Annotated in this window: 17 protein-coding genes and 2 pseudogenes; 11 read left to right on the top strand and 8 right to left on the bottom strand. The window is 63.7% G+C overall.

Features of this window, described 5'->3' with window-relative positions; all coding sequences use genetic code 11:
- The 3 genes and pseudogenes from K359_RS53760 to K359_RS0134020 form a co-directional block, all read left to right on the top strand.
- Positions 1–296: pseudogene (locus K359_RS53760) on the top strand (IS5/IS1182 family transposase); the annotation flags it as partial.
- A gap of 336 nt (positions 297–632) precedes the next feature.
- Positions 633–800 (top strand): 50S ribosomal protein L33, encoded by a 168-nt coding sequence (gene rpmG, locus K359_RS0134025; RefSeq protein WP_027537094.1) that lies wholly within the window; start codon positions 633–635, stop codon positions 798–800.
- A gap of 108 nt (positions 801–908) precedes the next feature.
- Entirely contained in the window at positions 909–1,439 is a 531-nt protein-coding gene (locus tag K359_RS0134020; protein WP_029083313.1) for a hypothetical protein, read from the top strand.
- On the opposite strand, the gene K359_RS65885 is transcribed toward K359_RS0134020, so the two are convergent.
- The 3 genes and pseudogenes from K359_RS65885 to K359_RS0134000 all read right to left on the bottom strand — a co-directional run bounded on the left by K359_RS65885 (position 1,436) and on the right by K359_RS0134000 (position 4,766).
- The gene (locus tag K359_RS65885; RefSeq protein ID WP_256375187.1) at positions 1,436–1,564 is read right to left on the bottom strand and encodes a hypothetical protein; all 129 of its coding nucleotides are present in this window, start codon (positions 1,562–1,564) and stop codon (positions 1,436–1,438) included. The genes K359_RS0134020 and K359_RS65885 overlap by 4 nt on opposite strands.
- A gap of 71 nt (positions 1,565–1,635) precedes the next feature.
- A pseudogene (locus K359_RS53750) lies at positions 1,636–3,029 on the bottom strand (ammonium transporter).
- Positions 3,030–3,533: 504 nt separating this feature from the next.
- Entirely contained in the window at positions 3,534–4,766 is a 1,233-nt protein-coding gene (locus K359_RS0134000) for an MFS transporter (protein WP_029083311.1), read from the bottom strand.
- A gap of 133 nt (positions 4,767–4,899) precedes the next feature.
- Here K359_RS0134000 and K359_RS0133995 point away from each other — a divergent pair, with 133 nt between their 5' ends.
- Entirely contained in the window at positions 4,900–5,502 is a 603-nt protein-coding gene (locus tag K359_RS0133995) for a TetR/AcrR family transcriptional regulator (protein WP_035977595.1), read from the top strand.
- Positions 5,503–5,634: 132 nt separating this feature from the next.
- The gene (locus tag K359_RS0133990) at positions 5,635–6,840 is read left to right on the top strand and encodes a serine hydrolase (RefSeq protein ID WP_029083309.1); all 1,206 of its coding nucleotides are present in this window, start codon (positions 5,635–5,637) and stop codon (positions 6,838–6,840) included.
- A 142-nt stretch (positions 6,841–6,982) separates the two neighbouring features.
- Here the strand turns inward: K359_RS0133990 and K359_RS0133985 are convergent, their stop codons facing one another.
- Both K359_RS0133985 and K359_RS0133980 read right to left on the bottom strand, forming a co-directional pair.
- Positions 6,983–8,356 carry a PleD family two-component system response regulator gene (locus tag K359_RS0133985; protein ID WP_029083308.1) on the bottom strand — a complete coding sequence of 458 codons (1,374 nt, stop codon included), beginning with the start codon at positions 8,354–8,356 and terminating at the stop codon, positions 6,983–6,985.
- 15 nt (positions 8,357–8,371) lie between these two features.
- Positions 8,372–8,737 carry a response regulator gene (locus K359_RS0133980; RefSeq protein ID WP_028336390.1) on the bottom strand — a complete coding sequence of 122 codons (366 nt, stop codon included), beginning with the start codon at positions 8,735–8,737 and terminating at the stop codon, positions 8,372–8,374.
- A 230-nt stretch (positions 8,738–8,967) separates the two neighbouring features.
- Between K359_RS0133980 and K359_RS0133975 the strand changes: the two genes are divergently transcribed.
- Together K359_RS0133975 and K359_RS0133970 are read left to right on the top strand one after the other, a co-directional pair.
- Positions 8,968–9,267 (top strand): DUF3572 domain-containing protein, encoded by a 300-nt coding sequence (locus tag K359_RS0133975; RefSeq protein WP_029083307.1) that lies wholly within the window; start codon positions 8,968–8,970, stop codon positions 9,265–9,267.
- Positions 9,246–10,562: a DNA polymerase IV gene (locus tag K359_RS0133970; RefSeq protein WP_156928793.1), complete on the top strand. Its 1,317-nt coding sequence runs from the start codon at positions 9,246–9,248 to the stop codon at positions 10,560–10,562. The genes K359_RS0133975 and K359_RS0133970 overlap by 22 nt, the downstream gene beginning before the upstream one ends.
- Before the next feature lie 136 nt (positions 10,563–10,698).
- Here K359_RS0133970 and K359_RS0133965 read toward each other — a convergent pair whose 3' ends face one another.
- Together K359_RS0133965 and K359_RS0133960 are read right to left on the bottom strand one after the other, a co-directional pair.
- Positions 10,699–11,100, bottom strand: a complete 402-nt coding sequence (locus K359_RS0133965; protein WP_029083305.1) for a RidA family protein — start codon at positions 11,098–11,100, stop codon at positions 10,699–10,701.
- A gap of 284 nt (positions 11,101–11,384) precedes the next feature.
- Complete coding sequence (locus K359_RS0133960; protein WP_029083304.1) at positions 11,385–12,251, bottom strand: cell envelope integrity EipB family protein; 867 nt, start codon at positions 12,249–12,251, stop codon at positions 11,385–11,387.
- A gap of 255 nt (positions 12,252–12,506) precedes the next feature.
- Between K359_RS0133960 and K359_RS0133955 the strand changes: the two genes are divergently transcribed.
- From K359_RS0133955 to K359_RS0133935, 4 genes are all read left to right on the top strand, one after another.
- A complete protein-coding gene (locus tag K359_RS0133955; RefSeq protein ID WP_029083303.1) occupies positions 12,507–12,974 on the top strand; it encodes a RidA family protein in 468 nt (155 codons plus the stop codon).
- A 3-nt stretch (positions 12,975–12,977) separates the two neighbouring features.
- Positions 12,978–13,730, top strand: a complete 753-nt coding sequence (locus K359_RS0133950) for a glycerophosphodiester phosphodiesterase (RefSeq protein WP_029083302.1) — start codon at positions 12,978–12,980, stop codon at positions 13,728–13,730.
- A 178-nt stretch (positions 13,731–13,908) separates the two neighbouring features.
- The gene (locus tag K359_RS0133940) at positions 13,909–15,159 is read left to right on the top strand and encodes a GNAT family N-acetyltransferase (protein WP_029083301.1); all 1,251 of its coding nucleotides are present in this window, start codon (positions 13,909–13,911) and stop codon (positions 15,157–15,159) included.
- A 67-nt stretch (positions 15,160–15,226) separates the two neighbouring features.
- Entirely contained in the window at positions 15,227–15,652 is a 426-nt protein-coding gene (locus tag K359_RS0133935) for an HIT family protein (RefSeq protein WP_029083300.1), read from the top strand.
- A gap of 56 nt (positions 15,653–15,708) precedes the next feature.
- Here K359_RS0133935 and K359_RS53745 read toward each other — a convergent pair whose 3' ends face one another.
- Positions 15,709–16,614 carry a LysR family transcriptional regulator gene (locus K359_RS53745; RefSeq protein WP_035977608.1) on the bottom strand — a complete coding sequence of 302 codons (906 nt, stop codon included), beginning with the start codon at positions 16,612–16,614 and terminating at the stop codon, positions 15,709–15,711.
- Positions 16,615–16,908: the final 294 nt, after the last annotated feature.

Here is a 16,908-nt window from a genome sequence, read left to right as displayed (position 1 = left end):
AGAACCCGCGCCGCGTCTTCATCTCCGGCCAGAAGCGCGGCGTCTTCGGCACTATCAAGCGCCAGCTGCGGCGCCGCTCCGCTATCGAGCCCGTGATCGGCCATTTGAAGGCTGACGGACACCTCGGCCGCTGCTACCTCAAAGGCCGCGCCGGCGATGCCGCCAACGTCATCCTCTCCGCCGTCGGTTACAACTTCCGCCGCATCCTCGCCTGGCTAAGGGCTCTTTGGTACCTCTTCCTGGCTGCCTTCTTCTCAGTCACCAGCCACCGCACACCACTCAAATCGGCTTCTTAACCGACGACGAAGTAGAGGCCGCCTGCGAGGAACGGCACCGAGGCCAGGCGGAAGTACCACTCCTTCAGCCATTCGATGCGCACGCCCTGGCCGTCATGGGTGATTGCAACCGACATCCTGTCCTCTGCCATCAGCTGGAAACGGGAACAGGCGGTAGTCGGCAGTCCGGTGTGCCAGGTTCGACGAAAATCGCCCGTTTTGCAGCGAAAAGCCGCGAAATCAGGCCCGTTTCGGCCGGGAAATCCTTGACTTCCCACGGTTTATGGCTAGTTTCCCGGCCAAACGCGGGCCGATTTGGCCGGCTCCCGATATCTCTGCATTTTCGAGGTTTTGCACATGGCCAAGGCGGTCACCATCAAGGTCAAGCTCGTGTCGACGGCCGATACCGGCTTCTACTACGTCGCCAAGAAGAACTCGCGCACCATGACCGACAAGCTGGTCAAGAAGAAGTACGACCCGGTCGCGCGCAAGCACGTCGAGTTCAAGGAATCCAAGATCAAGTAAAATCGCCTGCTTCTGACGTTTCAAACGGGGCCCTTTGGGCCCCGTTTTTGCTTCGTGCCCAAGCATCATCCCTGATGCGTCCCGGACCGCCCCGGGCGAAGGGCTCGCATGATTGCAACCTTGGACGAGGGAAACGTCGGCGGCTATTCGGTCGCCTACGGCCGCGAGGACATCTACTTTCCGGTCTATGTCACGGCCGCCCTGGCCGCGATCTTCCTGACCGCGAGCTGGATCACGGGCGCGATCTACTGGCTGGCGCTGGCGGCTGCGGCGGCCGGCTTCACCTACTACAACATCCCCCTGCTGGAGGCCGGTCGTCCGACCATCGGGGCCAACCAGTACGGCATCTTCATCCAGGCCTTCGGGCTGATCCGCTGGCGCGCCATCGCGCGCATCGACCTCGTCGAGATCGCCGAGCGCGCGATGACCGTTCACGAGTTGCAGATCGCGCTCAATGGGCCGCTCGGCAGCGCGCTGGTGGCCGATTGGCGCAAGCGGCCGGCCTATCGGCTGCTGATGCGCTTGCCGTGGCGCATGGACCAGCGTGGCGTGGTGCGCGTCGATCTCGAGCCATTCGACCGGACGCCCGACGAGATCCACCGGACGTTCCTCAGGATGTGGCGCTACTACCGGAGCTAGCGCTTGAACGCCTCATCACGCAGATGCGCATCTGCGATTTGCGCATCCGGATTGTGCGTGATGGTCATGAACCAAACCAGGCTGAAGAACAGCGACCACGCTGTGTTCCAATAGAACCAGTTCATGGGATCACCTCGAACAGCTTTGACCCGCACCGGCCAGCGAAGATCGCCGGCCTTGCGGAACGCCGCCCAGTCTACTGCACGACCTCGCCGTGCAGCGCGAGATCCAGTCCTTCCCGCTCGATCTCCCGCGTCACGCGAAGCCCGACGAAGAGATTGATCACGAACAGGATGACCAGACTCACGACGGCATCATACACGAAGACGGTCGCGACGCCGATGCACTGATTGATGAACTGCCCGGCATTGCCCTCCAGAACGCCTGCCGTACCACCATACTGCTCGACCGCGAACACGCCCGTCAGCAGCGCTCCGACGATGCCGCCGACGGCATGGACACCGAAGCAGTCCAGCGCGTCGTCGTAGCTGAACATCCGCTTCAGCCCGGTGCATCCCCAGTAGCAGCATACGCCGGCGGCGATGCCGATGGCGAAGGCGCCGACCGGCCCGACGAAACCGGAGGCCGGCGTGATCGCGACGAGGCCGGCGACGGCACCCGAGCAGATGCCGACGACGGTCGGCTTGCCCTTCAGCGCCCACTCCACCAGCATCCAGGTGAAGCCCGCCACCGCCGTGGCGATCTGGGTCACCAGCATGGCCATGCCTGCCTGCATTCCCGCCGTGACGGCGGAGCCGGCGTTGAAGCCGAACCAGCCGACCCACAGTAGCGAGGCGCCGATGAATGTCAGCACCATATTGTGAGCCGGACCCGTCTCGACGCGCTTGCCAAGCATGATGGCGCACATCAGCCCGGCCACGCCGGCATTGATGTGCACAACGGTGCCGCCGGCGAAATCGAGAACTTTGACATACGCGGCGTCGTTGCCCGCCGAGAAGATCCCGTCAGGCCCCCAGACCCAATGCGCGATCGGCGCATAGACGAAGATCGCCCACAACCCGATGAACCAGAGCATGGCAGAGAACTTCATCCGCTCGGCGAACGCACCGGCAATCAGCGCCGGCGTGATGATGGCGAACGTCATCTGAAAGCAGATGTAGACAGACTCAGGAATGGTCGCGGCGAGTGGATTGGGATTGCCGATGCCACCCTTACCGATGTCACTCAGGATGTCCTGAGGAACATGCGATCCAGACCGCCGATAAACGGCGTGCCGGCACGGAACGCCAAACTGTAGGTCAGGACGGCAAACAGGATCGTGACCAGGCAGGTGAGGGCGAAGCTGGTCATCACGGTATCGCCGACATTCTTCTTGCGCACCATGCCGCCGTAGAACAGGCCGAGGCCCGGCACCGTCATCATCAAGACGAGTGCGACGGATGTCAGCATCCACGCGGTGTCGCCGGAGTTTGGTGTGCACTTCTCGAGAATCTTGCCGCCGCAGGCCGGCGGCGCCGCGTCCTCGGCCAGCGCGAGGTCGCTGAACAGCAGGCACAGAAACGCTACTCCAAGCAGCGCAACCACTGTCCTCACGAGCTTCTGGCGCGTGTATGTCCCAGACTCCATCATCTTCCTCCCATCACAAGAAATGTTGCTGTTCGGAATGGGCGCGGCGCGTTCGGGGCGTGAGCACCGAGAGGCCACTTGCGCGTTCGGTTATCGGGATGTCTCGAAGTGCCGCGATGCGGGTGGCAGGATGCGGCGAAGTCAGAGCGGCATCACGCCGGACGTCGGGCACAAGGGCCTCCTGCTCGGCGGCGCGGCGAAGGCCGTGGTGCGCGGATGGCTGGAGAGTGACGGCGACTAGCCTCATCGCGGCCAGCCCTTCCCATAGTCCCCAAGCCGGAAAGCCTAAGCGACGGCGTCCGGCACGAATTCTAGCCAAATTCAATCAAGATTCGTGCCACCAGTGCGTACGGAGTAACGCTTTGAAAGCGCTGTTACTTCAATCGCCGTACGGAACCATGTCGCGCTGCGCTGCGCGTTCTCGCAGCAAGCGATCGACTGAAAAATAGGCAGACATCGGCGGCTGCCCACGGACGTGGCAGCCACCGACCTGGTCGGGATCGGAAGCTAGGCGGCCTTGAGCAGCGGCGGCTGCGCGGGCCGGATCAGCGCGAAGGCGACTTGGATGATGCCGCCGGCAAGGCCGAGCGCGACGCCGATCCGCCAAGCCATGGTGTAGGAGCCGAGCGAGTCGTAGATCACTCCGCCGCCATAGGCGCCGAGGAAGCTGCCGACCTGGTGGCTCATGAAGGCGAGGCCCTGGATCATCGCCTGCCAGCGCAGCCCGAACATCTCGGCGACCGCGCCCGCGACCAGCGGACCGACGCCCATCCAGAGGAAGCCCATGATGGCGCCGAACAGCAGCGTCGAGCCCGGCGTTGCCGGCAGCATGAAATACCAGGCGAGCGCCAGCGAACGCAGGATGTAGATCGCGCCGAGCAGCGCGAGCTTGTTCCAGCGCTGGCCGGCCCAGCCGAAGAACAGCGAGCCCAGCACGTTGAAGCCGCCGATCATGCCGAGCGTCTGTGCGCTCAGCAACGGATCGAGCCCGCAGATCGCGAGATACGACGGCAGATGCGTGGTGAGAAAGACGAGCTGCATGCCGCAGACCATGTAGGCGCAGGTCATCACCACGAAGGATGCGTTGCCGAACGCGGTCTTCGCCGCGGTCGCCGCAGTGGCGTTGCCGATATCGTCGGCCGCGGGCTTCGGCAGCGGAATGCTGTCGACGCGCCCTGCGAACCAGGCGGCCGGAATCATCGCGATCGACAGGATGACAAAGCCGGCGAGCCCGACGCGCCACCCGAATCCTTCATTGAGCATCTGGCCGAGCGGCGCCGAGAGTAGTGCGCCGAGCGAGCCCGCACCGGAGACGATGCCGAGTACGGTCGAGCGCACCGTCTCCGGCACCGCCCGCGCGGCAACCGACATCGCAATCGCCGCCGCGGTACAGGCCAGCGAGGTGCCGATCAACACGCCGCCGCCGATCATGACACTGACCAGCCCATGCGCGGTCGTCATCAGCACGAGGCCTGCGATATAGAGCAGCGCGCCGACCACCATGATGGGTCGGAAGCCGTACCGCACCGTCATCGCACCGGCGAGCGGCTGCAGGAAGCCCCAGGCGAGGTTCTGCACGGCTAGCGCCAGCGTGAAATCGGATATCGAGATGTGGATGTCGTGCGTCAGCGGCTGCATGAAGATGCCGAGGCTCTGCCGCAGCCCCATGCTCAGCGTGAGCATGATGGAAGCACCGATCAGAATGGGAAGCGTGGGACGCAGGACCTGCAACAGGGGCATTGTTCTTGTTCTCCCAAATGGGCACGGCACGAGTGCCGCAGCCTGCGATTCACGCTTGTTTTGGTTACACAGACCTGTGTACTTAGGCTACACAGGGGGCGAGCTGTCAAGCAAAGAGGATCACGGCCGGCGCATGGCTTCCCCGCCTCCCAAACAGACCATGAAAGAGCGGATCCTCGAGACCGCCGACAAGCTGTTCTACCTGCAAGGCATTCGCGCCATCGGCGTCGACACCATCGCGGCCGAGATCGGCATCAGCAAACGCACGCTTTACAATCACTTCCCGTCGAAGGACGCGCTGATCGAGGCTTATCTGCAGCGCCGCTTCGTGCAGCCCCGCCCCTCCGACAAGCCGCCGGCCGAGCAGATTCTCGCGACCTTCGATTCGCTGGAGCGGCGCTTTTCAGCGCGGGATTTTCGCGGCTGCCCGTTCGTCAACGCGGTGGCCGAACTCGGCCCGGAGGACGACGACCGGACCGTCAGAAACATCGCTGTTGCCTTCAAGGAAAGCCGCCGGGTCTGGTTTCGCGACCTGCTGCGGCAACTCGGCGTCGCCGATGCCGAGGGACTGGCGACCCAGCTCACGCTGCTGGTCGATGGCTCGATCGCGCAGGACCTGGTGCGCGACGATCCCGCCATGGCGCGCGCGGCGAAGGAAGCCGCCCGCGTGCTGCTGGCGAATGCGGGGGTCAAGGTCGGCAAAACCGATCCCGCAGCCAGGAAGCCAGCTGGCTGAATACGGTTGCGTCCCGAAGCGGCGTTTGGTTGGTAGCGCTGACGACGCGCGACGGCGTCCGAAGGAATATTCCGTCAGGCGAGATTGACAGCGACCGCGCCAAAGGGCCCGCGGCGCAACAGGGGAGCGACCATGGAAGATCCGAAGGTGACCGCGACCGGCTACGATTTCGCGCCGGCGCGCGCGGCCATGCAGCGTTATATCGACAACGATCTGCTGTCCGGCATCTCGTCGGCGGTCATGGTCGGCCGCGAGCTGGTCGATGTCAGCTGCGTCGGATGGGCCGACAAGGAAGCGCAGATCCCGCTGCGCACTGACCACATCTTCCGGGTCTTCTCCAACACCAAGCTCATCACCTCCTGCGCGGCACTGCTGTTGGTCGAGGATGGCCGCTTCCAGCTCGACGATCCAATCGAGAAATTCATCCCGCAGCTGCGCAACCGCAAGGTCCTGCTGAAAGGCGCGACGTCGATCGACCAAACCGAGCCCGCGAAGAGCTCAATCACCATCCGCCAATTGCTGAGCCACAGCGCCGGTCTGAGCTACGGCTTCTTCGATCCCGGCACCGTCATTTTCAAGGCGCTCAACGAGCGCGGAGTGCACAATCCCAATACGAGCTTGGCTGAGATGGTCGACGTGCTGGCCGATCTGCCGCTGATCTATCAGCCGGGCACGTCGTGGGAATACTCGCTCGCGATCGACGTCGTCGCGCGCCTGGTGGAAGTCGTCAGCGGCCAGACCTTTGACAAGTTCATCAAGGCACGCATCCTCGATCCGCTCGGCATGGTCGATACCGGCTTCGTTGTTCCGCAAGAGGATCAGGGTCGCCTTGTTGCGTACTACGCCGGCGCCGATCTGATGGAGCCGATGAAGCCGGGTCTCACCCGCACCGACAATGCGCCCTTCCCCGGCGCCTATCTGCGTCCGGTCGCAAGGCTCAATGGCGGCGGCGGCCTGGTGTCCACACTGCCCGACATGGTTGCGCTGATCCGCAGCCTGCTGCCCGGCGGACCGACGCTGCTGAAGCCGGACACGATTGCGCAGATGATGACCAACCAGTTGCCCGAGGGACAGTGGATCCGCTTCGCGATGATGGGCGAGCAACCCGGCAAGGTGCACGGACTTGCCGGCGGCCTGATCCAGAAGCCCTCGCCGATTGATCATCCCGACGCTGCCGGCGAATTCTATTGGGGCGGCGTTGCGGGAACGCAGTGGTGGATTTCGCCGAAGACCGGGATGGCCGGCGTCATGATGGCGCAGCGCCAGATGGCGTTCGTCCATCCGTTCTCGTTCGAGTTCAAGCGGATGGCCTACGACGCGGTGAAGCGCGGGCGCTAGGTTCATCTATCCTGTCGTCACCCGCGCATGCGGGTGACCCAGTATTCCAGAGGCAGTGTCGTTTAAACGAGAGGCCGCGGCGTACTGGATACCCCGCATTCGCGGGGTATGACGATGGATATGACGGTGTGAAACGCGGACGTTATGCCGCCGCAGAAACCACGCGGTTGCGGCCGTCGTGCTTGGCGCGGTAGAGCGCGGTGTCAGCTCGCTTGAGCACGTCGGTGACCTGCTCGCCCTTGCGCTCCAGCGTGGTGAGCCCGATCGAGATTGTGACCGTGATCCGCTTGCCGCCCTTTTCGACGGAAAAGGGCTCGCCTGCGATCGAGCGGCGCAGCCGCTCGGCGACCATGCCGGCGACGTGCAGGTCGGTCTCCGGCATCACGATCACGAACTCCTCGCCGCCATAGCGGCAGGCGAGATCGATGCCGCGGATCGACTTGCGAATCCGGACGGCGAATTCGCGCAGCACGTCGTCACCGGCGTCGTGGCCGTAGGTGTCGTTGATCGCCTTGAAGTAGTCGATGTCGAGGATCATCAGCGCCAGCGGCTTGCCGCGAACCGAGGCCTGCTCCGCGAGCGTCGCGAGGTGGCTCTCCATGTAGCGGCGGTTATTGAGGCCGGTCAGCGCATCGGTGATCGCCATCTCGATCGAGTTCTGCACATTATCGCGCAAATGATCGGTGTAGCGGCGGCGGCGGATCTGGGTGCGCGCGCGCGCCAGCAGTTCGTTCTTGTCGACGGGGCGCAGCAGATAGTCGTTGACGCCGATCTCGAGCCCGCGCATCAGCCGCGCGTTGTTGTCGGCATCCGAAATGGCGAGGATCGGCACCTGGCGGGTGCGCTCCAGCGAGCGGGCCTGGCTGCACAGCCGCAGACCGTCATAATTGTCGAGGCTGAGCGACACGATCAGCAGGTCGTAATTGCCCTCGGCGGCGTGGAACAGCGCGTCCGCCGGATTGATTTCGACATCGACGGTGTGCTCGGCAGACAGGATCGGCGCCAGCTTCTCGTAGGATGACGGCCGGTCGTCGACCAGGAGGATGCGGCCGCCGGTGCCCCGGTCGGCGATCGCGCTGCGCTCGGGCGCCTGCATGCCGATCTCGAGCGAGGTGATGGCGCGCATGCGCAGCTCGTCGGTCATCATCTTCAGCCGCGTCAGCGAGCGCACGCGCGCGATCAGCACGACGTCGGACACCGGCTTGGTCAGGAAATCATCGGCGCCGGCTTCAAGCCCGCGCACGCGGTCGGCAGGACTGTCGAGCGCGGTGACGATGACAACGGGAATGAAATGGGTCGCAGGGTTCGACTTCAACCGGCGGCAGACCTCGAAGCCATCCATGTCCGGCATCATGACGTCGAGCAGGATGATGTCGCATTCGGCGCGGGTGCAGATTTCCAGCGCCTCCGTCCCGTTGGAAGCAGTCAGCACATCGAAGTATTCGGCTGACAGGCGGGCTTCCAACAGCTTGACGTTCGCCGGAACGTCATCGACGACGAGGATACGCGCGGACATGGCACCACAACTCCCCTATCCGATAAAGCGTCGGACAGTCTCAATAAATTTGCCGACCGAGATCGGCTTGGACAAATAGGCTTCGCAGCCGCCCTCGCGGATGCGTTCTTCGTCGCCCTTCATTGCGAAGGCGGTGACCGCGACCACCGGAATCGCGCGCAGATCGGGATCGTCCTTGATCCAGCGCGTGACCTCGAGGCCGGAAACCTGCGGCAGCTGAATATCCATCAGGATCAGGTCGGGGCGCAGCTTGCGGACGAGATCGAGCGCTTCGAAGCCATTGCTGGTGCCCGAAGTCTGATAGCCGTGCGCTTCCAACAGATCGCGAAAGAGCTTCATGTTGAGCTCGTTGTCCTCCACGATCAGGACGGTTTTGGCCATCCCGTCCCTCCCAAACCCAGGAGACAGGCCCCGCTGCGGCACCTCACGCACCGCGCTTGGGGCGCGTCGAAAAAGTGAATTCAAACTAGCGCCAGAATCGGTCTAACCCGTTAATCCCGTAGTCCAAACGTCCGCGGTGAGGTTTCCGTTGCTTGAACACCTGCGGAAGACTCGGGCATGATGGGCCTCTCAATAGAGACCATAAGTTAACGGAAAGGCAAACCGGCGCGTTGAAAAAGCCTGTTCACAACCCCCGGGAAGTTGCTGAAATCGTTGCGATTCAGGCGCTCGGTTTTATTGCCGGCGATCCTGAGCGGCTGGGTCTGTTTCTGGCCGAGACTGGAATCGGTCCAGAGACGCTGCGGAACGCCGCATCCGACCCTCAATTTCTCGCGAGCGTGCTCGATTTTGTGATGCGCGACGACGCCACCGTGACGGCGTTCGCGAAGGCCTCCGAGCTGCACCCGACCAACATCGCTGCCGCCCGTCAGGTGCTGGGCGACCCGCAATGGGAGCGCGACGTGCCGTGACGACGGCACCGGCAGCTCACGACGGCCCCCTCAGTTTCTGCCGAGACTGCCTCGGCGATCTCGATATCAAGGTGAAGCGCTGCAGCCAGTGCGGGTCGCCGCGGCTGGTGCGGCATCGCACCCTGCCCGCGCTGACGCTCGCGCATATCGACTGCGACGCGTTCTATGCCACCGTCGAGAAGCGCGACAATCCCGATATCGCCGACCGCCCCGTCATCATCGGCGGCGGCAAGCGCGGCGTGGTGTCGGCCGCCTGCTACATCGCCCGCACCTACGGTGTCCGCTCGGCGATGCCGATGTTCAAGGCGCTGGAACTGTGCCCCGACGCGACCGTGATCCCACCCGACATGGCGAAATATGTCCGGGTCGGGCGCGAGGTGCGCCATGCCATGCAGGCGCTGACGCCGCTGGTCGAGCCGCTGTCGATCGACGAGGCCTTCCTCGATCTCGCCGGCACGCAGCGCGTCCACGGCATGATCCCGGCCAAGGTGCTCGCCAAATTCGCCCGCGATGTCGAGCGCGACATCGGCATCACCGTCTCGGTCGGGCTGTCCTGCAACAAGTTCCTCGCCAAGATCGCCTCCGACCTCGACAAGCCCAGGGGCTTCGCCACGCTCGACCAAGACGAGGCGCGCGAGATGCTCGCAAGCAAACCGGTCGGCTTCATCTACGGCGTTGGCCCTGCGACGCAGGAGAAGCTGGTGCAGCGCGGCTTCCGCAACATCGCCGATTTGCAGCGCGCCGACGAGAACGAGCTGATGAAGCAGTTCGCCAGCGAAGGCCGCAGGCTGTGGCGGCTGGCGCGCGGCATTGACGACCGCAGCGTGGTGCCCGACCGCGGCGCCAAGACCATTTCGAGCGAGACCACCTTCGAGACCGACATCCGCGACTTCGCAACGCTCGAACGGCTGCTCTGGAAGCTGTCCGAAAAGGTCTCGGCGCGGCTGAAGACTTCTGAGCTTTCCGGCTGCACCATCACGCTGAAGCTGAAGACCGCGGACTTCCGTCAACGCACCCGCTCGCAATCGATCCAGACCCCGACCCAGCTCGCCGCCAAGATCTTCGCGGTCTCGCGCGAGATGCTGGTGAAGGAGATCGACGGCACCGCCTTCCGCCTGATGGGCACCGGCGTCAGCGCGCTGCGCCCGGGCTCGCAGGCCAACGATTCCGACATGCTCGACCGCCGCTCGGCGCACGCCGAACGCGCCATCGACAATCTGCGCAAGAAGTTCGGCAACGCCGCCGTGATCAGGGGCATTGCGTATGAGGGGCCGGCAAAGCCGGCGGAGGAGTAGTCTCCAGTCGTCATGGCCGGGCATAGCCGTCCGAAGGACGGCGTCGCTTCCGCTCGCCTATGCCCGGCCATCCATCCAGAATGATTCTTTGAAGAGCGATGGATGCGCGGGTCAAGCCCGCGCATGACGATCGGTATCAATCCGCGACCGCGACCGCCTCGATCTCGATCAGCCATTCCGGAGCCGCGAGCGCGCTGACGCCGACGAGCGTACTGGCCGGCGGCTCCATGCCTTCGAAGAACGCCGAGCGCGCCTTGCCGATGATCGGGCGGAGCTCCGGCTTGTAGCCGACCACGTAGGTCGTGATCTTGACGATGTTGCCGTAGCTGGCTCCGGCGGCCTTCAGCGCCATGCCGAGATTTTGCATCACCTGCGTCGTCTGCGCGGCGAGATCGCCGGCGCCAACCACCCGGCCCTCCTCGTCCACGGACACCTGTCCCGAGATGTAGATCGTGCGCGCGCCCGACGCGACGACGACGTGGGTGTAAGCCGGATTGTGATGAAGGCCGCTGGGCCGAAGATGGTCGCGCTTGCTCATGATGTGCCTCCCTGACACGCGTGTTTTGGGAAGCGTACTCGCGTCGGACGGTTCCGGCCAGAGCGGTCTCGGAGTGCTCAGGCTTGCTCCGCGGTCGTCCCGGCGAAAGCCGGGACCCATAACCACCGAAGGTGATTGCTGCGCGACGTTGGGGCCACAGCCCCCTTCAACAACTCAACCCTGTGGTTAGTCCCGGGTCGCGCGGAGCCTGTCATCGGGCGGCGCTTCGCGCCGACCCGTTGGCTTGCCCGGGACGACGCCAAATGGGTGGCGCTAGCCAGCCATCACTTGCAAGGCTTGGAATCCCTAACGTCGAACTTGTCCAGCGCGCCCGAGATCACGAAATCGTTGTAATCCAGCACCAGCGCGCGGGAGACACCGTTCTCGTAGAGTTCGAACGACATCGCGTAGACCGGGGTCTGCTCGCCGTCCTTGGCCCGTGCGTCGCTGTCGTAATAGCTGACCGTCACCGGCCAGCGCGTCATCGTTTTCATCGCATCGCTCGCCGTCGACGGATCGGGCGACGACGGCGTGCGGTCGCCTGCGATCGGCCGGCCGATCACGGTCAGCGTGTTGTAGACCTTCTCGCCATTGTCGGAGCCGTCATAGACGGTCTGTTCGAGCACCGATTTGCCGTCGCGGGCGGCGACGATGATGTGCTGGATCTGCTCGGTCGGGAACAGGACCTTGCCGTCGATATTGAACGTCTTCTTCACCGGCTGGGTCAGCTTCACGGTGATATGATCGCCCACCCGCTCGGCGATGCCGTCCACCGGCGCCGGTTCGCTGTCGTTCATCCGCGTGTCGATCTTGAAGCGGTAGCTTTTGCCCGCCGCATCCTCCCAGGACGAGGAGCGCAGATCAGAGAGCGTCACCTTGCCCTCGCCGCTGTCGAGCTCCGACACCTGGCGGAATTCGGAGGTGTAGCCCTCGCAGGAGCTGCCGGAGAAATTGTAGAGGATGCGCCCGCGCGCATCGCTGACCGAATTGGAGCCGCGCGACTTCACCAGGCTCAAATCGTACAGCGCCTGATGCGCGAGAAACGGCCCGCTGGCCGCAGCGGCGGCCGGCCCCTGAACCAGACCGGACCCTGCGGCAACGGCAATCGACAGCACCAGGGCACGCGACGGCTTCCGAAACGGCAGGATCATGATTTCTCCTCAGGGAGGCAGGGATTCGCCACAATAGTGACGGTGGTATTGCGCCGCAACTGGGGCAAATTTTACAAAATGGCAATGTGCGCGGTGAAAATGCCGTCAATTTCGACCGCTTTCCGTGCGATTCCACACCCAACAGCAACGTTATTGCTGCCGTACCGTCGCTTGCAACCGGCGGCACGATGCGCGAAACAAACCCGGCCCTGACCGCGTTTCAGGCTTCGTGCAAATCCAATTTGGGGATCAAAAATGGCGGGTACCGTCGAACAGAAACTGGCGTCACAGGGCATCACACTTCCCGAGCCGACCTCCCCGGTCGCGAACTATGTGCCCTTCGTCCGCAGCGGAAACCTGCTGTTCGTCTCGGGCCAGGTCTGCTTCAACGCCGAAGGCAAGCTGATAGCCAAGGGCAAGCTCGGCGCCGGCGTCACGATCGAGCAAGGCACCGAGGCGGCGCGCGGCTGCGCGATCAATCTGCTGGCGCAGATCAAGGCCGCGCTCGGCGACCTCGACAAGGTCGTGCGCGTGGTGCGGCTCGGCGGCTTCATCAACTCCGCACCGGACTTCTTCGACGGACCGAAGGTCCTGAACGGCGCCTCCGACCTGATGGTTGCGGCGTTCGGCGACAAGGGCCGTCACGCCCGCACCACCGTCGGCGTAGCCTCGCTGCCGGCGGATGCCGCGGTCGAAGTCGAAGGCGTGTTCGAAGTCTCCTGACCGATGCGTGCCCCTGATTGGCTGACAAAGCGGCCGGTCGCCCATCGCGGCCTGCACGATGCCGCACGCGGCATCATCGAGAACATGCCGGCCGCGGCCACCGCCGCGGTCGCAGGCAATTTCGCTATCGAGTGCGATATCCAGCTTACCTCCGACGGCGAGGCGATGGTGCATCACGACGATGCGCTCGGCCGCCTCACCGAGGGCTCGGGCCTGCTGTCGACCAAGACCGCAGCCGAGCTGAAGGCGGTGAAGTTCAAGAATACCTCCGAGCAGATGATGACGCTCGGCGATCTCTGCGCGCTGGTCGCAGGCCGCGTTCCGCTGGTGGTCGAGGTGAAGAGCCATTTCGACGGCGACCGCAAGCTGGTAGCTCGGATGGCCGAGGTGCTGTCGTCCTATTCCGGCCCGGTGGTCGGGATGTCGTTCGATCCCGACCAGGTGCTGGCGCTGCGCGAGATCATGCCGGCCCTGCCACGCGGCATTACCGCCCAGCGCACCTATGACGACAGTTCCTGGACCAAGCTGACGCCGGCGCAGCGCGACAGCATGCTCTATCTGCGCCACGGCTTCAAAACCGAGCCGCATTTCGTCGCCTTCTGGGTCGACCAGCTACCGGCGCCGGCGCCCTGGATCGCCCGCAAGGTGTTCGGCTGCTCGCTGCTGGCCTGGACCGTGCGGACGGCGGAACAGCGCGAACGCGCCGCGCGCTACGCCGACCAGATCATTTTCGAGGGGTTTACACCGGGAACCTGACATGTCCCCTTGCAGCCTTGAAGTCGTCGCTGCGATGCACGATCTTGGCAAGGGCTGGTAAGGCGTTGGTCAAGCGTTGGTCGTCATCGGCGATGGCGGAATGCGGAGCATGATCCGGAAGTGGAGCCAGCTGTTCCGGAAAGATCATGCTCGAACGAGGCACCGGTCTTCATTCTCGATGGCGTCTTCTGAAATCACCCTAGAGGCTGTAGCTGACATCGGCGGCATTCCACCCGCCGAATGGGACGCCTGCGCCAATCCGAAGCCGGATGCGGACAGCATCCATCACCTCGACACGCTGGCCTCGCCCGGCTCCGCAGGCAATTGCCAGGCGACCGCAAGTTCAAGCTATAACCCGTTCGTTTCCCACGCTTTTTTCGCAGCCGCCGAAGCCTCCCATTCGGCCTGCCCGCGGACCGGCTGGGGGCCGCGGCACCTGGTGGCAAAGCTCGATGGCCGGATCGTCGGTGTCGTGCCCTGCTATCTGAAATCGCACTCGCAGGGCGAATACGTGTTCGACCGCGGCTGGGCCGAGGCCTATCACCGCGCCGGCGGCAGCTATTACCCGAAGCTGCAGGTCTCCGTCCCCTTCACGCCAGCGACCGGGCCGCGGCTTCTGATCCGTGACGGCGTCGACCGCGAGGCAATTGGCTCAGCGCTGGCGCGGGGCCTGCGGGCGCTCTGCAACGCCACCGAGGCCTCGTCGGTGCATGTGACATTTGCCCGTGAGGATGAGGCAAAATTCTTGGGCGCGCATGGCTTCCTGCAGCGGACCGACCAGCAGTTCCACTGGTACAATGCGGGCTACAAGACCTTCGACGATTTCCTCGGCTCGCTGAACTCGCGCCACCGCAAGGGGATCAAGCGCGAACGCCGCGAGGCGGTCGCCGCCGGGATCACCATCCACTGGCTGACCGGCTCCGACATCACCGAGGACGCTTGGGACGCGTTCTTCGAATTCTACATGGAGACCGGCTCGCGCAAATGGGGCCGGCCGTACCTGACCCGACAATTCTTCTCGCTGATCGGCGAGAGCATGAGCCGGGACGTGCTGCTTGTCATGGCCAAGCGCAACGGCCGCTGGATCGCGGGCGCCATCAACTTCATCGGCTCGGACACGCTGTTCGGCCGTAACTGGGGTGCGGTCGAGCACCACCCATTCCTGCATTTCGAGGTCTGCTATTATCAGGCGATCGACTTCGCGATTCAGCGCGGGCTCAAGGTGGTCGAGGCCGGCGCGCAGGGCGAGCACAAGCTGGCGCGCGGCTACCTGCCGCAGATCACCCATTCGGCGCACTACATCGCCGATCCCGGACTGCGCAAAGCGATCGCCGATTACCTCAAGCGCGAGCGCGACTATGTCGCCGAAGTCGGACGCGAGCTGGCCGAGGCCGGTCCGTTCCGGAAGACTGCCGACGACGACGCTTGACGTTTGGATCGCGACCGAGACATTAGACTTGCAGATTTAGACCTGCAAAATCCAGGGAGCCGCCGCCATGCCCGCCGCCTATGACAACAACAATCCCTTCGCAAAAATCCTGCGCGGCGAATTCCCCTGTTACAAGGTCTATGAAGACGAGCACGTGCTTGCCTTCCTCGACATCATGCCGCGCTCGCCCGGCCACACGCTGGTGATCCCGAAGGCCCCTGCCCGCAACATCCTCGACATCAAGGCTGACGACTACGCCCATGTCGCGCGTGCCGGCCACAAGATCGCCGCCGCTGCGATGAAGGCGTTCGAAGCCGACGGCATCACGGTGCAGCAGTTCAACGAGCCCGCCGGCGGCCAGGTGGTTTTCCACCTGCACATGCACGTGATGCCGCGCAAGGACGGCATCGCGCTGCTGCCGCCTGCGAGCCACAAGGAAGACGGCAAGGTGCTGGAGGCGAATGCGGCCAAGTTGATCGCGGCGTTGAAGTGACGCCCTCGTCGTCATTCGTTGGCCCATCCCACAAGGTTGATCACTGAGGCTGGTGATCACCCAAAGCTTAACTGGTTCTGGCGAGAAGCAAGTCGGCTTGCGATGAAGTCCATAAAGCTTTGGATTGCGCTTGAGAGATATCGCCGCGTCGGATGGAACAGGTAAAGCGGGACATCTTCGGGTCTCCACGCAGCAAGAACCGGCACGAGGCGCTTGTCGCTCACCGCATCCCGGCATATGTAGCTCGGAAGCAGCGCGATGCCTGCGCCAGCGATCGCGGCGTCACGCAGCAGGCTGTAGTTGTTGGCTGCGATGGATCCACTAATCGGCACATTGCGCTTGCCGGTCGCGCTCACAAGGGTCCACTCGGGTATCCGGCCCCCAGTCGGGAACCACAGGCAGGAATGCCGGCGTAGGTCGGTAGGCTGTTTCGGCTTTCCCCTATTTTTCAGGTAACCTGGGCTGGCGTACAATCCTCGATGCATCGCCAGTACCTTGCGTGCAATGAGCGAGGGGCTCCCAACGAGGTTCACTCGAATTGCTATGTCGACGCCCTCCTCGACGAGGTCGACGAGGCGAGACGTTGCATCGACCTGCACCTGTACCTCCGGATATTGACCGACGAATTCGCCGATCAGCGGGCCCAAGAAATTCACAGAAAACTCGACGGGAGCCGTCATGCGAATGAGCCCCCGCGGTGCCTGGTGCGCGCGTCTCAGCGCAAGTTCGGCATCCTCGATCTCAGCTATCGCTCTGACGCAGCGTTCATAATAACTCACGCCTAGATCGGTTGGCCTCACCTGGCGCGTGGATCGAGCCAGGAGCTGCACGCCGAGGCGTTTCTCCAAGCGGGCGATCTTTTGGCTCACAGTCGATTTGGGAAGGCCCAGCTTCTCGCCGGCCGCAGTGAAGCTCTTGGCTTCGACCACCCTGGCGAAAACGATAAGTTCGTCGAGGCTCATTTGATTGTCCATTTTTCCGAACAATATGTTTCGATCAGGCCAGCTTATCCATCTTTTCGAACAGAGGTAAGAGCTGCCGAAAGGTTCGCCGGATGCACCGGCCGAACCGCTGACCTCAGCCGCACGAACTGGGGCTCTCCACACCCGTCAAGGGGGGGATCGATGACAGCTCTGCGGAACGTCAGCTCGTTGTTTCGCTCGCTCAGCAAGTTGGGCGATCGCCTGGAGCCGCTTGGCTACCGGCTTTGAATATTCGCTGATCCTGTTGGCGCTCGCACTGGCCTTCCTCGTCAA

Source organism: Bradyrhizobium sp. th-b2, from assembly GCF_000426785.1.
Classification (GTDB): Bacteria; Pseudomonadota; Alphaproteobacteria; order Rhizobiales; family Xanthobacteraceae; genus Bradyrhizobium; species Bradyrhizobium septentrionale.
This window is presented reverse-complemented; position numbering and strand designations above follow the sequence as displayed.

What these genes read in the sequence shown, in the direction of transcription:
- K359_RS0133980 (WP_028336390.1), bottom strand. Translation starts at nt 8,737, where the DNA reads ATGGCCAAAACCGTCCTGATCGTGGAGGACAACGAGCTCAACATGAAG.
- K359_RS0133985 (WP_029083308.1), bottom strand. Translation starts at nt 8,356, where the DNA reads ATGTCCGCGCGTATCCTCGTCGTCGATGACGTTCCGGCGAACGTCAAG.
- K359_RS0133970 (WP_156928793.1), top strand. Translation starts at nt 9,246, where the DNA reads ATGGGAGCGCGACGTGCCGTGACGACGGCACCGGCAGCTCACGACGGC.
- K359_RS0133960 (WP_029083304.1), bottom strand. Translation starts at nt 12,251, where the DNA reads ATGATCCTGCCGTTTCGGAAGCCGTCGCGTGCCCTGGTGCTGTCGATT.
- K359_RS0133955 (WP_029083303.1), top strand. Translation starts at nt 12,507, where the DNA reads ATGGCGGGTACCGTCGAACAGAAACTGGCGTCACAGGGCATCACACTT.
- K359_RS0133935 (WP_029083300.1), top strand. Translation starts at nt 15,227, where the DNA reads ATGCCCGCCGCCTATGACAACAACAATCCCTTCGCAAAAATCCTGCGC.
- K359_RS0133990 (WP_029083309.1), top strand. Translation starts at nt 5,635, where the DNA reads ATGGAAGATCCGAAGGTGACCGCGACCGGCTACGATTTCGCGCCGGCG.
- K359_RS0133940 (WP_029083301.1), top strand. Translation starts at nt 13,909, where the DNA reads ATGGCGTCTTCTGAAATCACCCTAGAGGCTGTAGCTGACATCGGCGGC.
- K359_RS65885 (WP_256375187.1), bottom strand. Translation starts at nt 1,564, where the DNA reads ATGAACTGGTTCTATTGGAACACAGCGTGGTCGCTGTTCTTCAGCCTG.
- K359_RS0134020 (WP_029083313.1), top strand. Translation starts at nt 909, where the DNA reads ATGATTGCAACCTTGGACGAGGGAAACGTCGGCGGCTATTCGGTCGCC.
- K359_RS0133965 (WP_029083305.1), bottom strand. Translation starts at nt 11,100, where the DNA reads ATGAGCAAGCGCGACCATCTTCGGCCCAGCGGCCTTCATCACAATCCG.
- K359_RS0133950 (WP_029083302.1), top strand. Translation starts at nt 12,978, where the DNA reads ATGCGTGCCCCTGATTGGCTGACAAAGCGGCCGGTCGCCCATCGCGGC.
- K359_RS0134000 (WP_029083311.1), bottom strand. Translation starts at nt 4,766, where the DNA reads ATGCCCCTGTTGCAGGTCCTGCGTCCCACGCTTCCCATTCTGATCGGT.
- K359_RS0133995 (WP_035977595.1), top strand. Translation starts at nt 4,900, where the DNA reads ATGGCTTCCCCGCCTCCCAAACAGACCATGAAAGAGCGGATCCTCGAG.
- rpmG (WP_027537094.1), top strand. Translation starts at nt 633, where the DNA reads ATGGCCAAGGCGGTCACCATCAAGGTCAAGCTCGTGTCGACGGCCGAT.
- K359_RS53745 (WP_035977608.1), bottom strand. Translation starts at nt 16,614, where the DNA reads ATGAGCCTCGACGAACTTATCGTTTTCGCCAGGGTGGTCGAAGCCAAG.